This is a genomic window from Collinsella aerofaciens (assembly GCF_028209625.1).
In the GTDB taxonomy this organism is placed as follows: Bacteria; Actinomycetota; Coriobacteriia; order Coriobacteriales; family Coriobacteriaceae; genus Collinsella; species Collinsella aerofaciens_AM.
This window is the reverse complement of the sequence record NZ_JAQLDU010000001.1, coordinates 27,560-41,488: the sequence shown is the minus strand read 5'-3', so window position 1 is coordinate 41,488 and position 13,929 is coordinate 27,560. Positions and strand designations below refer to the sequence as shown.

8 protein-coding genes are annotated in these 13,929 nt (G+C 61.4%); 5 read left to right on the top strand and 3 right to left on the bottom strand.

Annotated features, from left to right (window positions below; translation table 11 throughout):
• Positions 1–257 precede the first annotated feature (257 nt).
• The 5 genes from gltX (at position 258) to PMW70_RS00125 (ending at position 7,598) form a co-directional block, all read left to right on the top strand.
• Entirely contained in the window at positions 258–1,733 is a 1,476-nt protein-coding gene (gene gltX, locus PMW70_RS00145; protein WP_271743507.1) for a glutamate--tRNA ligase, read from the top strand.
• A gap of 210 nt (positions 1,734–1,943) precedes the next feature.
• Complete coding sequence (gene priA, locus PMW70_RS00140; protein WP_271743506.1) at positions 1,944–4,397, top strand: replication restart helicase PriA; 2,454 nt, start codon at positions 1,944–1,946, stop codon at positions 4,395–4,397.
• An 18-nt stretch (positions 4,398–4,415) separates the two neighbouring features.
• Complete coding sequence (gene def, locus PMW70_RS00135; RefSeq protein ID WP_271743505.1) at positions 4,416–4,952, top strand: peptide deformylase; 537 nt, start codon at positions 4,416–4,418, stop codon at positions 4,950–4,952.
• A 328-nt stretch (positions 4,953–5,280) separates the two neighbouring features.
• Positions 5,281–6,201 carry a methionyl-tRNA formyltransferase gene (gene fmt / locus PMW70_RS00130; RefSeq protein WP_271743504.1) on the top strand — a complete coding sequence of 307 codons (921 nt, stop codon included), beginning with the start codon at positions 5,281–5,283 and terminating at the stop codon, positions 6,199–6,201.
• The gene (locus tag PMW70_RS00125) at positions 6,198–7,598 is read left to right on the top strand and encodes an RsmB/NOP family class I SAM-dependent RNA methyltransferase (RefSeq protein ID WP_271743503.1); all 1,401 of its coding nucleotides are present in this window, start codon (positions 6,198–6,200) and stop codon (positions 7,596–7,598) included. Before fmt ends, PMW70_RS00125 begins: the two co-directional genes overlap by 4 nt.
• A 160-nt stretch (positions 7,599–7,758) precedes the next feature.
• On the opposite strand, the gene PMW70_RS00120 is transcribed toward PMW70_RS00125, so the two are convergent.
• The 3 genes from PMW70_RS00120 to glgA form a co-directional block, all read right to left on the bottom strand.
• Positions 7,759–7,995, bottom strand: coding sequence for an FmdB family zinc ribbon protein (locus PMW70_RS00120; protein ID WP_117583493.1), 237 nt, complete (start codon positions 7,993–7,995; stop codon positions 7,759–7,761).
• An 88-nt stretch (positions 7,996–8,083) separates the two neighbouring features.
• A complete protein-coding gene (locus tag PMW70_RS00115) occupies positions 8,084–11,380 on the bottom strand; it encodes a 4-alpha-glucanotransferase (RefSeq protein WP_271743502.1) in 3,297 nt (1,098 codons plus the stop codon).
• Between the two features lie 217 nt (positions 11,381–11,597).
• Positions 11,598–13,910 carry a glycogen synthase GlgA gene (gene glgA / locus PMW70_RS00110; RefSeq protein ID WP_271743501.1) on the bottom strand — a complete coding sequence of 771 codons (2,313 nt, stop codon included), beginning with the start codon at positions 13,908–13,910 and terminating at the stop codon, positions 11,598–11,600.
• Positions 13,911–13,929 lie beyond the last annotated feature (19 nt).

Here is a 13,929-nt window from a genome sequence, read left to right as displayed (position 1 = left end):
GAACACTCTTACGGCACCTGGGGACGTTCCTTATGTGTCGGCACTTGGGGACGGTCCTTTTCTGCCGGCAGTTTAGGAACGTCCCCAAGTGACGGCAGTTTGGGACACTCTTGTTCAGTTAGCTTCGAAGAACGTCCCCAACGAATGGTCATTTAAGTCTGTCCCCAATGAGTGGGTCGGTGCCCTTTGTGCGGAGGTTGCTTTGATGCTTTATACTGGTGCGGTTAGACATCCATCCTGCAATCGAGGAGATTTCCATGGCATCAGACGTTCGCGTCCGCTTTGCACCCTCACCGACGGGCAAGCTGCACATCGGCGGCGCCCGCACCGCTATCTATAACTGGGCTTTCGCCCGCGCAAACGGCGGCACGTTCATTCTGCGCATCGACGACACCGATCCCACCCGTTCCACCGACGAGAACACGCAGATCATCCTGCGCGCCATGCGTTGGCTTGGCCTGGACTGGGACGAGGGTCCCGAGGTGGGCGGCGACTATGGTCCCTATGCCCAGACCGAGCGCCTGGACCTGTACAAGCAGGCCGCCCAGAAGCTTTGGGACGAGGGCAAGGCCTATCCCTGCTTCTGCACCAAGGAGCAGCTCGATGCCGACCGCAAGGCCGCGCAGGAGCGCAAGGACCCCTTCCAGGGCTATCAGCGTCGTTGCCGCGATCTTGATCCCGAGGAGGCACGCCGCCGCATCGAGTCCGGCGAGCCCTACGTCCTGCGCATCAAGGTGCCCGAGGACCGCGGCGACGTCGTCATCCACGATGCCGTCCATGGCGAGGTGACCTTCGACGCCAAGGAGCTCGACGACTTTGTCATCTTCCGCTCCGATGGCACGCCCACGTACAACTTCGCGACCGTCGTCGACGACGCCATGATGAAGATCACCCATGTCATCCGCGGCGACGACCACCTGTCCAACACCCCGCGCCAGGTCATGGTCTACGAGGCCCTTGGCGCGCCCGTGCCCACGTTCGCCCACATCTCCATGATCCTGGGCGCCGACGGTAAGAAGCTCTCCAAGCGCCACGGCGCAACTTCGGTGGAGGAGTACCGCGACGCCGGCTACCTTTCCGACGCCTTCGTCAACTATCTGGCGCTGCTCGGCTGGTCGCTCGACGGCGAGACCACGATCATCCCGCGCGATGTCCTGGCCAGCAAGTTCTCGCTCGACCGTATCTCCAAGAACCCGGCGACCTTCGACCCCAAGAAACTCGACTGGGTCAACGCCGAGTACATCAACGGCATGTCCGATGCCCAGTTTGCCGACGAGATCATGGTCCCCGAGCTGCACGAGGCGGGTCTCATCGAGGGCAACGTCGAGTACGGCGAGGACTGGATCGACGCGCTTGCCGCCATCGTCAAGCCTCGCACCAAGATGCCGGCCGACGCCGTGACCGTCGCCGCTCCCATCTTCGCTACGGCCGAGACGCTCGAGTATGACGAGAAATCCGTTAACAAGGGCCTGGCTAAGGAAGGCATGGGCGCCATTCTGGATGCCGCCAAGGCCGCGCTCGAGGGCGTGGACAAGTGGACCGCCGAGGCTATCGACGCTGCGCTTGAGCCGCTGCCCGAGCAGATGGACCTCAAGAAGCGCGTGGTGTTCCAGGCCGTGCGCGTCGCCGTCTGCGGCAACATGGTGAGCCCTCCGCTGGGCGAGACCATGGCGCTCGTCGGCCGCGACGACTGCCTGGCGCGCATCGACCGCGCCCGCACGATGGCGCTGTAGTAGACGCGCAAACGCATGTATCCGAGCCCCGTTCCCTCGAGCGGGGCTCTTGTTTCTGTACCGATGAGTGGGTTGCTGGGACAAAATAATCAGTAGAGTTTGTCCCATGTTCGAGTGACGCAACGAGCTCGACACTCGTATCGGCCATGGGACAAACTCTACTGATTATTTTGTCCCACCCCTTTCAGGTCCGTTCGTTAGAGGTGGTGTATGGCTCAACAACTGTCGCTGTTTGGTTCGACGGAACCGGAGGAAGCTCCGGTGAAGCCCAAGCCTGCCGCTGCCTCGGCTCAGTCTAAGCCTGCGCCCGAGCCCCCTGCCGCCTACGCGAGCGTGGTCCTCGACATCCCCACCCGTGCGCTGCCGGAACCGTTTGCTTACGGCATCCCCGAGTCCCTTGCCAACGAGGTCCAGATCGGATCCACGGTCCTGGTCCACTTTGGTAACCGTGCCGCCGCGGGCTATGTCGTCGACATTGCGCCTGATCTGGGCGATCTGCCGGGCAACAACGCCCTCGACCCCGTGCGCATCAAGCCCATCGAGGCCATCCTCAGCAAACCGCTCTTTACCGCCGAAGCCGCCCGCATCGCACGTTGGATGAGCCGCGAGTATGTCGCGACGCTTTCCGAGTGCCTGCGCCTGTTCTTGCCTCCGGGTGGCAGCCCGCGTGTGGTCAAGGGTGACGACGGTGTGTGGACGGTTGAACGTCCAGCCGTCAAACCCATCCAAAACCGCTGGGTGATGCTTACGCCCGATAGCTTTGACTACACGCCACCCAAGACCGCGGTCCGCCAGCGCCAACTCATCGAGGCGCTCCAGTGTGGTCCTGTCACGACGCGCGACCTCAACCTTCTCTATAACAGTATGTCGGCGACCATCAAGGCGCTCGAAAAACGCGGCATCGTGGTGGTGGAGGAGCGCCGTGCCTGGCGCGGTTGCAGCGAGCAGACTACGCTGTCCTCTGCAAGCGGCAAACCGCCGGTCGCGCTTACGAACGGTCAGCAGCAAGCGCTCGCGCAGATTGAGCGCGCTCGCCTGGATGCGCACGGCGACGTGGTGCTCGTGGACGGTGTTACGGGCTCCGGCAAAACCGAGGTCTATCTATCCGCCATCGAGCGCGTGCTCGCGGCTGGCCGCTCTGCCTGCGTGCTGGTACCCGAGATTTCGCTGACAGCCCAGACCGTCGGCCGCTTCCGCTCGCGCTTTGGCGAGACGGTCGCCGTGTTCCATTCGCGTCTTTCTGCTGGCGAGCGCCTGGATCAGTGGGATATGGTCGCCAGCGGTGCGGCCCGCGTGGTCGTCGGCGCACGTTCGGCGCTCTTTTGCCCGCTTGGCGACCTGGGCCTCATCATCATTGACGAGGAGCACGAGACCAGCTACAAGCAGGGGTCCAGTCCGCGCTACCATGCGCGCGAGGTGGCAGCCGAGATGGCGCGCCGCTATCGCTGCCCGCTCGTGCTGGGGTCGGCCACGCCTTCTGCCGAGGCCCTCGACCGCTGCCGCCGCGGCATGTATAACGGTGCCACCTGGACGCGTGTCGAGATGCCCGAGCGCCCCGGACACGCCGTGCTGCCTACGGTCCGCATTGCCGACCTGCGTCGCGAGTTCGCACACGGCAGCCGCTCCATGTTCTCAAAACCGCTGATGGAAGGCCTGGAGCGTGTGGTCGAGCGCCGCGAAAAGGCCGTGCTGCTGCACAACCGCCGCGGTTTTGCGCCGTTTTTGATGTGCCGCGAGTGCGGCTGCGTTCCCACCTGCAACCACTGCTCTACAGCGCTTACGTATCACGAGCGCACGCACACGCTGCAATGTCACACATGCGGATCCTCCTGGCGCGTGCAGCCGTATCCCGCGCCCACGAGTCGTTGTCCCAAATGTGGCAGTCGCTACCTGGCAAAAATGGGGCTGGGCACGCAGCAGATCGAGGACGCACTGCACCAGATGCTGCCCGAGGACGTCGCCATCATCCGCATGGATGCCGATTCCACGCGCGGCAAGGATGCGCACAAAAAGCTGCTCGAGCAGTTCGATGCGGCCGATTGCGCCGTGTTGCTGGGCACCCAGATGATCGCCAAAGGCCTCGACTTTCCCGAGGTCACGCTCGTGGGTGTGGTCAATGCTGACTTCGCCCTCAAGCTGCCGGATTTCCGCGCAGGGGAGCGCGCCTACGATTTGCTGGAGCAGGTCGCCGGCCGTGCCGGTCGCGGTGATCGTCCCGGCGAGGTGATCATCCAGACCTACCTGCCCGAGGATCCGGTCATTCGTGCCGTCGCTGAGCACGACCGTTCGATCTTTACCGACTACGATCTGGACCAGCGCCGCGACGCGCTGTACCCGCCGTTTGTTCGCCTGGTCAACATCTTGGTGTGGTCGGCAAACCGAGACGACGCGCAGGACTACATTGGGCGCATTGCAAAGCTTCTTAAGCGCCGCTGGCATGCCGCCGCGCCCGATTTTTTGCGGGCGGGGAGTGCCGTGCCGCAGGTGCTAGGCCCGGCTTCGTGTGTAATCGAGAGAGCCAAGGACCGTTACCGCCTCCATCTGCTTGTGAAGTCGCCCGTGGGGTACCATGTCTCTGATGATATCGACGCCTGCCTCAAAGAGGTGGGCTCTGTGCGCGGCGTGAGCGTGAGCGTTGACGTCGACGCCTATGATTTGATGTAACAACCCGAAAGGATGGCCATGGAAGCCAACGGAATCGTACTGTCGCCCGACCCTCGTCTGCGCCAGGAGTGCGCCGTCATCGAGGAGATCACCCCGGCGATCGAGGCGCTTGCCGAGAAGATGAAGAAGATGATGTTCGAGAACGGCGGCTGCGGCCTCGCTGCTCCGCAGATCGGCGAGCTTATTCAGCTCGTCACCATCGACTGCGACTACAGCGATAAGAACGACTACGACCCCTACGTGCTCATCAACCCTGTTATTGTTGAGCAGAGCGACCATCTGGTGCCGTTTAGCGAGGGCTGCCTGTCCATCCCTGGCATTAGCTGCGAGATCGAGCGTCCCGACCATGTCGTCGTCGAGGCGTATGATCTGGACGCCAACCTGATTCGTTATGAGGCCTCGGGCGATCTGTTCTGCGTGTGCCTGCAGCACGAGATCGATCACCTGCACGGCAACACCATGTTCGAGCGCCTTAAGCCCATGCAGAGGCTCAAGGCCGTCAAGGAGTACCAGGACGCCCTGGCCCGCGGCGCTCGACCGGGCGAGACGAAGTAGGTCCCACCGTCCCCGGTGCTGAGCGCCCACATATCATCCCGTGCTCAAACATTCTCGCTTTGCTGCGAAACTGCGCGCGGGACGATATGTGGGCGCTCAGCACCGGGGACTGCGTTGTTCTGGCTCGGTTCGCCCGGGTGCCGTCGGGCCAGGGATGGGCGTCTTCGCTGATGGGTGCTTTGCTGAAAGAGCTGCTTTTATTGCGGCTCTTTCTTTGGTTTTGGGTATATTTGTTCTTGTTGAAATGTTCTTGCGGATGGGCTGGTGACTTGGCTTTCCGCTGTTCTTTGTAGCCGTCTCGGCTTTGGTTGAGAGGAGACTAACTTTTATGCGTATTGTGTTTATGGGTACGCCTGATTTTGCTGTGCCTTCGCTGACTTCGCTTGTTGCGGCTGGTAATGAGGTTGCGCTCGTTATTACTCGTCCCGATGCTGTTCGTGGGCGAGGTAAGAAGCTGGAGCCGTCTCCTGTTAAGGCTAAGGCGCTTGAGCTGGGGTTGCCGGTTGTTGAGGCTAATCGTATGACGCCTGAGGTTGTTGAGGTGCTCCAGGCTGCTCAGGCTGATATTTTCTGTGTGGCTGCTTATGGTTGCATTTTGCCTGATGAGGTGCTGCATATGGCGCCGCTTGGTATTGTGAATGTTCATGCTTCGCTGCTGCCTCGTTGGCGTGGGGCTGCTCCTATTCAGCGTGCCATTCTTGCTGGTGATGAGATTGCTGGCGTTTCTATTATGCGCATTGGACATGGCGTGGATACCGGCGCCTATTGTGCGCAGGCCTCAACCTCGGTTGCCGGTAAGCATGCCGAGGCGCTGACCATGGAGCTCGCTGAGCTCGGCGGCAAACTGCTTGCCGATACGCTTCCTTCTCTTGCCGATGGCACTGCCGTGTGGATTGAACAGGATGAGGCGCTCGTTACCCATGCTGCCAAGATTTCTAAGCAGGAGATGCGCTTGGATCCGCAAATGGCGGCGCTTGATTGCGTGCGTCATGTGCTGGCCTCGTCCGATACCGCGCCTGCTCGTTGCGTGATTGCCGACAAGACTGTGCGTGTGCTCGATGCTGCGCCGGCTGATGTGTCGCTTGACGAGGGTCAGGTTCTTGTTAAGGCCAAGCGTGTTCACCTTGGCCTTTCCGATGGCTCGGTTGAGTTGCTCGAGGTTAAGCCTGATGGCAAGCGTGCTATGGCCGCTTCTGCTTGGGCTGCTGGCCTGCAGGGTGCCGATCTTTCGTGGGGTGTTTTGTCATGAGCAAGCTGTCTCCCGCGCGCAAGCTTGCGCTCGATGTACTGATGGAGGCCGATCGCCGCGGCATGTATGCGCGCGACGTGCTGTCCTCTCGCGCATCGGCCAAGGCTATTGACCAGCGCGATTCCGCTTTTGCCGCCCGCTTGGCGCTGGGCGTGGCCGCCACGCAGGGTATTTTGGACGAGCTGCTCGATCAGTTTCTCGATAAACCCAAAAAGGTTGCGCCGCGCGTTCGCATGGCGCTTCGTATCTCGGCCTTCGAGATGCTCTACCTGCATACGCCGGGCCGCGTTGCCGTGAGCCAGGGTGTTGAGCTGGTGCGCAGTGGTGCTAAGTCTGCTGCGGGCCTGGCAAACGCGGTGCTGCACAAGGTTGCGGACAACGTTGAGGACTTTGCCACGGCATCCGACGTGGATGAGTCCGAGCGACGCTTGGTTCGTCTGTCGCGCCTGATGGGTCTTCCGCGCTGGCTATGCGCTCGCATTATGGCGTTGTTTGACACTCCAGAGGGTGCGCTCGGCTTCGCCGGCAATCTGGCGCCCGCGCCGCTCGCTTTGCACGAGAACGCCTTTGCAACCAAACCTGATCCGTACCTATCGCAGCTTGTGGCGCCTGTGTTCCCTGGCTGTCATGCTCCGGTCGATGCTCAGGTTACGGTTGCGTCGGGCGTATTTGAGCGTGCTGCTGCCGTGGCCTCAGACCTTAACGCCCAGCTTATCGCCACAGCTGCCACGCGCCCTGGTAGCTGCCTTGAGATTGGTGCCGGCCGTGGCACCAAGACCTATGTGATGATGTGCCAGGCCAAGCGTGCGGGCTATGAGCGTCAGCATACGGCGCTCGATCTGCATGATCGCAAGTGCGATCTGAATCTCGCTCGCCTGCATAAGGCTGGTATTCAGGGCGTTCGTACGGTTTCGGGTGATGCTTGCGAGCTTGATGAGGTGCTCACATCGTTTGATGCCATGCTTGGCGAGCCGGTTAAGTTCGACACGGTCTTTATCGATGCGCCGTGCTCTGGCACCGGCACCATGCGCCGTCATCCCGAGATCCCGTGGCGCCTGACCGAAAAGGATGTGACGGTTGAGCTGCCCAAGCTGCAGCTGACGATGCTCAAAGAGGCTGCTGTGCGCGTGGCTGCCGACGGCGAGCTCATCTATGCGACGTGCTCGGTCTTCGACGAGGAGAATACGCAGGTGGTGGACGCTTTCCTGAACTCTCCCGAGGGCACCGGTTTTAGCCTGGAGCCGCTCTCCGAGGCGCAGATTCTGCAACTCCCCGAGTTCGATCAGGCCAAGAAGCTCGTATCCGTACGTCAGAACGATCGAGGCCTCTTCCAAAGCGTGCCGGTAAACACCGACTCCTACGACGGCCACTTCTGCGCCCGCCTGATCCACAACTAACTACTAATTTGCGGTGAAATAGGGATTGAATAGCGGCTTCTACCTGCCAAACTGTCCTTATTTCACTGCAATTCATAAGGAAACCTGGCCTGATAATTAGCTACCCATAGCGCAAAGAAATAGCCCCGCGATTAGTGTTGGTCGCGGGGCTGATTGGTTTCTAGTGGCTGTGCGGGCAGTTGGCGCAGCAGCCACTCGTGGCGCTGGTGCTTGAGCCACCGCTGCGCTGGTCGGTGTTGTAGAAGCCGCTGCCCTCAAACTTGATGCCGCTGGCCGAGAACGTCTTGGCGGCCGGAGCGCCGCAGTTGGGGCACACGACCTCGGGGGTCTCGGACATGGGATGCTCAACCTCAAACACGTTGCCGCAGCTCGAGCACTTGTAATCGTAGCGCGCCATAATACTCCCTTTTCAGCACAAAGCGGGCAGATCGCTCTGCCCGCAAAAATTCAAACGTCTGTAACTGTACCCTATATCGGGCGTTTTATCACGCTTCGCCCCAGAATCTATGCGTGTTGCGCAGGAGCTGTGCGGTTTTGCCCTCAGCGGCCGCAACGTCGGCCTCGTCAGCCTGCCAGGTCCAGTTGCCCGTGGCCACGCCCGGTACGTTCATGCGCGTGTCGTCGCCAAGCCCCAGCACGTCCTGCAGCGGCATCATCACCAGGGGAGCGTCGCTTGTCAGCGCGTCGCTCATCAGCTTGGCTGCCACCTCAACACCGCTCGGCTCGTCGCCGCCCGCAAAGGAGCGCGTGCACCAACCCGCGAGCGTTGACGTATCGTGCGTCGAGGTGTACAGGATCTTGCCAGGTGTGGGATGCACGCCGCAACGAACGTCGTAGTTGCTAAACTCCAGCACGTCCATGCCGGGGAAGCCGCAGGTCGAGGCCATGGCGCGAACGCCGGGCGTCAGGTAGCCCAGGTCCTCGGCGATAAAGTTGAGCGGCCCCAGCTCGTCATAGGCGGTCTGGAACAGGTCCTTGCCCGGGCCTGCCAGCCAACGCCCGTCGGCGCAGGCCTTACCCGCGGGAATGCTAAAGTAGCTGTGGAAGCCCAGGAAGTGATCCAAGCGAACGCGGTCGTAGAGCGAAAACGCACGACGTAGGCGATCCATCCACCAGCTATAGCCGTTCTGCTTCATGTGGTCCCAGCGGAACGTCGGGTTGCCCCACACCTGGCCCTCGGGCGCAAAGTTGTCGGGCGGCGCGCCAGAAATTTCAATCGCCTTACCGGTATCGGACAGCCAGAAGTTCTCGGGCCCGCTCCATGCATCGGCCGAATCGTCCGAGACATACATCGGGATATCGCCGATGACCTCGATGCCCTTCTTGTGCGCGTAGTTCATGAGCTCGCACCAGGCTAGGTCAAAGCGGTACTGCATGTAAGCCTGCAGCTCTGCCTCGTCGTGGAAACGCTTGTCGTCAATCAGGTGCTCGTTGTAGCGCGCGACATCCGCCGGCCAATCGTGGCGCGACTCGCCCTCAAAGTACTTCTTAACGGCCATGTAGACGCAGTATTTCTCGAGCCAATCGGCGTTGCGATGTTTAAACGCGGTGTAGAGCGGATCGGCATCTTCGCCGCCACGGGCCTTCCAAGTCTCAAAGTCGGCCGCCAGCTCCTCTTGGCTCTCGGGCAGCAGGTCAATATTGCCCGCAAAGGCCGAAGGCCCGGCGTAAGGGGAGCGGAAGAAGTCCGTTGGGTTGACAGGCAGGACCTGCCAGTAGCGCATGCCCATAGCGGACAGATGGTCGATAAAGCGACGCGTGGGTGCGCCGATCGTGCCGGGCTTGCCGTCATCGGTCGGTACCGAGGTGATATGGCACACAACGCCCGCGCCGTGATCGAGCGGCTCCTGCAAGCGCTGCTCGGCATGATGATAGATGATCGACGAGCCCAGCGGATACAAATCGAGCGTGACCGTGCCGTTGTGAATCTCGCACTCGTGGCCACTAATCACATCGCTTGCACATTCGCCGAGCGCCGGAATTGTCACGCGGTGCGAATTGCGCAGACTACGGTTGATGATAACCGTCGCGGACTCGCCATCCTTGCCCGTGCGGTTGTATGCCAGTACCTCGTCGTTGAGCGCGAAGGCCTTGATCTCGCCGTCGATCATAAACGGCAGTGCGCGGCGTACGGCGGAGGCGTTTTTGACAATAGCCAGCGTGTCGAAGTCGTGCAGTTGGTCCTTGGTCGGCAGGGTGCGGCGGTTGCCCGGATCGGTTAGACCCTCCAGGCCGTATTCGTCGCCGTAGTAGATCGAAGGCACGCCGGGGAAGGTCATCTGCATGAGCGTGGCGAGCCAAAAACGGCTCTTGGCCAGGCCCATCGAGTTCTCGTCCAGGCGCCATTTGCTGCGCTCGCACTCGGGCAGCTGCGACTCGTCGGGGCCGCCGCCGAGCACCGAGATGATACGCGGGCGGTCGTGGCTCGACAGCAGGTTGAGCGCGCAGGACAATGCCTCGCTCGGGTAGTTCTCGCGCAGGGTCTCGATATCCTCAGCGGCCTCGTAGGCGTTCTTGTAGCCCATCAAAAAGCCGATGACCATGTCGCGGAAGGGGTAATCCATAGCAGAGTCCAACTCGGAGCCCTGTAGGTAGCGACGCAGATGGCCGTAGCTGATCTTGTTGGAGGCGTCTTCCCAGACTTCGCCGAGCAACAGTGCATCAGGCTTCTCGGCGAGCACGGCCTTTTTGATCTCGGCCAGGAAGTCATCGGAAAGCTCGTCGGCCACGTCTAGGCGCCAGCCATGAGCGCCGGCACGTAGCCATTTACGGATCACGCCGTCCTTGCCCAGGAGCCGCTCGCGTACCAGCTCAGAGCTCTCATTGATGGCGGGCATATTGCCCACGCCCCACCAGCAGTCGTATGAGCCGTCCTCGTGGAAATAAAACGCATCGCGCCATGGAGAATCCTCGCTCTGCCACGCGCCCACGCCGGGGTAGTTGCCGTAGCGGTTGAAATAGATCGAGTCATCGCCCGTGTGGTTGAAGACGCCATCCAGAATGATGGAGATGCCCAGCTTCTCGGCCGCCTGGCACAGCTCGGTAAAGTCCTGCTCGGTGCCCAGGATCGGGTCGATCTTGGTGTAGTCGGCCGTGTCGTAGCGGTGGTTGCTCGCGGCTTCAAAAATGGGGTTGAGGTAGATGGCTGTAAAGCCCAGCTCGGCGATGCGAGGCAGGTCTTCCTGGATGCCCTTGAGCGACCCGCCGTAGAAGTCCCAGGTTTTGATGGAGCCGTCTTCGGCGCGCTCGTACACGGGCGGCTCGTTCCAGTCCTCGACCATGCGGCGCTGGATTCCGTTGCGTGGTTTTTCGACCTCGGCCAGCGTGCGCTCGCGCCAGTGCTCGTCGCGGGCGTAGCGATCGGGGAAGATCTGGTAGACCATGCCACGCTCGTACCACTCGGGACGCACTTCGCGGTGCTTATAGACGGTAATCTGGAAGGACGGCACCTCGGCGTAGTCGTAAGTTACGCCCTCGCCACCGGTGCGACCCTGCGGTGCGCCCAAGCGGACCTCGGGCTGGCCCTCGATATTGCAGATAAAGCTGTACCACACAAGACACGGTTCAGTGCATTTGAGCTCGCCGGTAAAAATGCCATCGCCTTCGTGCTCCATTGGGATCAGGGTCTCGCCGACTTCATCGACCCAGGTGCGCAGCGTAAGCGTTGCCTGGTTGGGATCGGCATCCTCCAAAATCACCGAGAGTGCAACGGAAGTTCCAGTGGTCACAGCGCCAAACGGAGTGCGAAACTGCGGTAGACGGCTGTTGTGTATCAATCTCATAGTACGGTCCAGTTCAATAGAATCATGGCCTGCGGGCCATGGGTTTTACGCCTAAGATGTAAGTATATCTGTAGTACACAGGGTGTATAAACAACATCCGTTTACCATCGGCGAACGGTTGTCCTAGAAAATCGTTTTACCACTACCTACAGAGAAGGGGCGCCCGGTTGGAGCGCCCCTTGCTTAGGGTTTGATGAGGTTTTGGATCGTCTGTGGGCTAGCGACGCTTGCGGGTGGCCGTTGCCTTGCGGACGGAGGTCTTCTTGGTCGGAGCCTTTTCCTCGGTCGAAGCGGCAGGGGAGACCGGAGCCTCCTTGGCGGGTTCGACCTTTGCCGTAGCCTTCGGAGCGGTCTTGACCTTAGCGGCCTTCGGTGCCGGCTTGGGCTTTACCTCGGGCTTGGTCTCCTCTTTGACGGCGGCGGGCATAGCCTCTGCCTTAGGAGCGGCAGCCTTTGCCGTGGTCTTCTTGGCCGTCGTCGTGCGCTTTCGCGTGGTGGTCTTGGCAGCGGGCTTGTCCTCGACGGTTGCCTCCGCCTTGGACTCTGCAGGCGTCTCCTCGACCTTGGCTGCCGGCTTTGCGGCTGCCTTCGGAGCGGCCTTTGTCATAGTAGCCTTGGCGGCCGTCGACTTCGTTGCCGTGGTCTTCTTGGCAGCTGTTGCCTTCTTGGCGGTCGTGGTCGTCTTCTTGGCAGCGGTCTTTGCCGGAGCCTTGGCGGACGGCTTGACCTCTGCGACCTCGGCCTTTACCTCGGGAGCGGCCTCGACCTCGGCGGCCTTCTTGGCAGCGGCGGTCGTGCGCTCGCGCGTGGTCGTTGCCTTGGCAGTAGTTGCCTTGGCAGCGGTGGCCTTGCTCGCAGCGGTCTTCGTGGTCGCGGTCTTCTTAGCTACGGGCTTTACAGCAGGCTTGACCTCGACCTCTGCCTTGTGAGCAACCTCAGCCTTCACCTCAGGCTCGGCCTTTGCTGGCTCAGCCTCAACCGGCTTCTCTTCGGCCTTGGGCTCCTCAGCGGCCACCGGCTCAGCAACAGCCTCAGGCTCGTCGACAACAGCCGCCGGCCTCTCAATCTCCGGATGCATAAAGAAGTACAGGTCCAGATACTTGTCGGCCGAGCGCGTCCAGCTAAAGTCCTGGCTCATGGCCTGCGTTACCAGCTGGTTCCAGGCATCGCGGTTGTCCCAGAACAGGCGTGCCGCGCGGAACACGGCGTCGCCCATCTCGTCGCCGTTAAAGTTGCTAAACGAGAAGCCCGTGCCCTCGCCGGTAAACTCGTTATACGGAATCACAGTGTCCTTCAGACCACCGGTCTCGCGCACGATGGGCAGGGTACCGTAGCGCATGGCGATGATCTGCGACAGGCCGCAGGGCTCAAACTTCGAAGGCATCAGGAACATGTCGGCTGCGGCATACATACGCTGCGACAGCGCAGGATCGAACTCGATGCGTGCGGCCATGGTGCCGGGGTACTTGTCCTGGAAGTATCGCAGTCCGTCCTCGTAGTCGCGGTCGCCAGTGCCAAGCACCGCCACCTGCACGCCGCCGGCCAAAATGCGGTCGAGCGCGTACATGACCAGGTCCATGCCCTTCTGGCGCGTCAGGCGCGTGACCATCACCATGAGCGGACGGTCGTCGCGAACCTCGAGCCCCAGCTCTTCCTGCAGCTTGGCCTTGCACACGGCCTTGCCGGAACGGTCCCCGACGGTGTAGTTGGCGGCAATGCGCTTGTCGGTCGCCGGGTCAAAGCCTGCCACGTCGATGCCATTCAAAATGCCCTGCAGCGCATACGAACGCTCGCGCAGAACGCCGTCCAGGCCCTCACCAAACTCGGGCGTCTGGATCTCATTGGCATAGGTGGGGCTCACCGTGGTGATGGCGTCGGCATAGCGCAGGGCGCCCAGCATGTAGTTGATGCTGCAGGCGTCGCAACGCAGCTGTGAGGCGGCCGCCGGAATATGCGCCACACCCAGGATGTCCTCCATCACGGTGTCGCTAAACTGGCCCTGGAACGCCACGTTGTGGATAGAGAACACGGTCTTGACGCGGTCGTACAGCGGCAGGCCCTGGTAGAACTCGCGCAAGAACACGGGCGCCAGTGCCGTCTGCCAGTCGTTGCAGTGCAGGATGTCGCACTCAAAACCGGCCGGCAGGTGCTGCAGACTCTCGGTGATGGCTTTGGAGAAGAACGCAAAGCGCTCGCCGTCATCAAAGAAGCCGTACGGATAGTCGCGCGCAAAGTAGCGCTCGTTGTCGATGAACATATAGGTGACGCCGTCGTGCTCGAGCTTCTCGAGACCGCAGTACTCGTTGCGCCAGCCCAGGCTCACGTAAAAGTCGGAGAAGTGCTCCATCTGCGCCTTGTACTCGTCCTTGATGGTGGCGTACTTGGGCACCATGACGATGACCTCGGCGCCGGCGCGCACAAGCGCCGCGGGCAGCGAGCCCGCCACGTCGCCCAGGCCACCGGTCTTCACAAACGGTGCGCACTCGGCCGAGGCAAACACGATCTGCATCTTTTTGCTGGAATCTGCCATATTGTCTCCCATGTTGCAA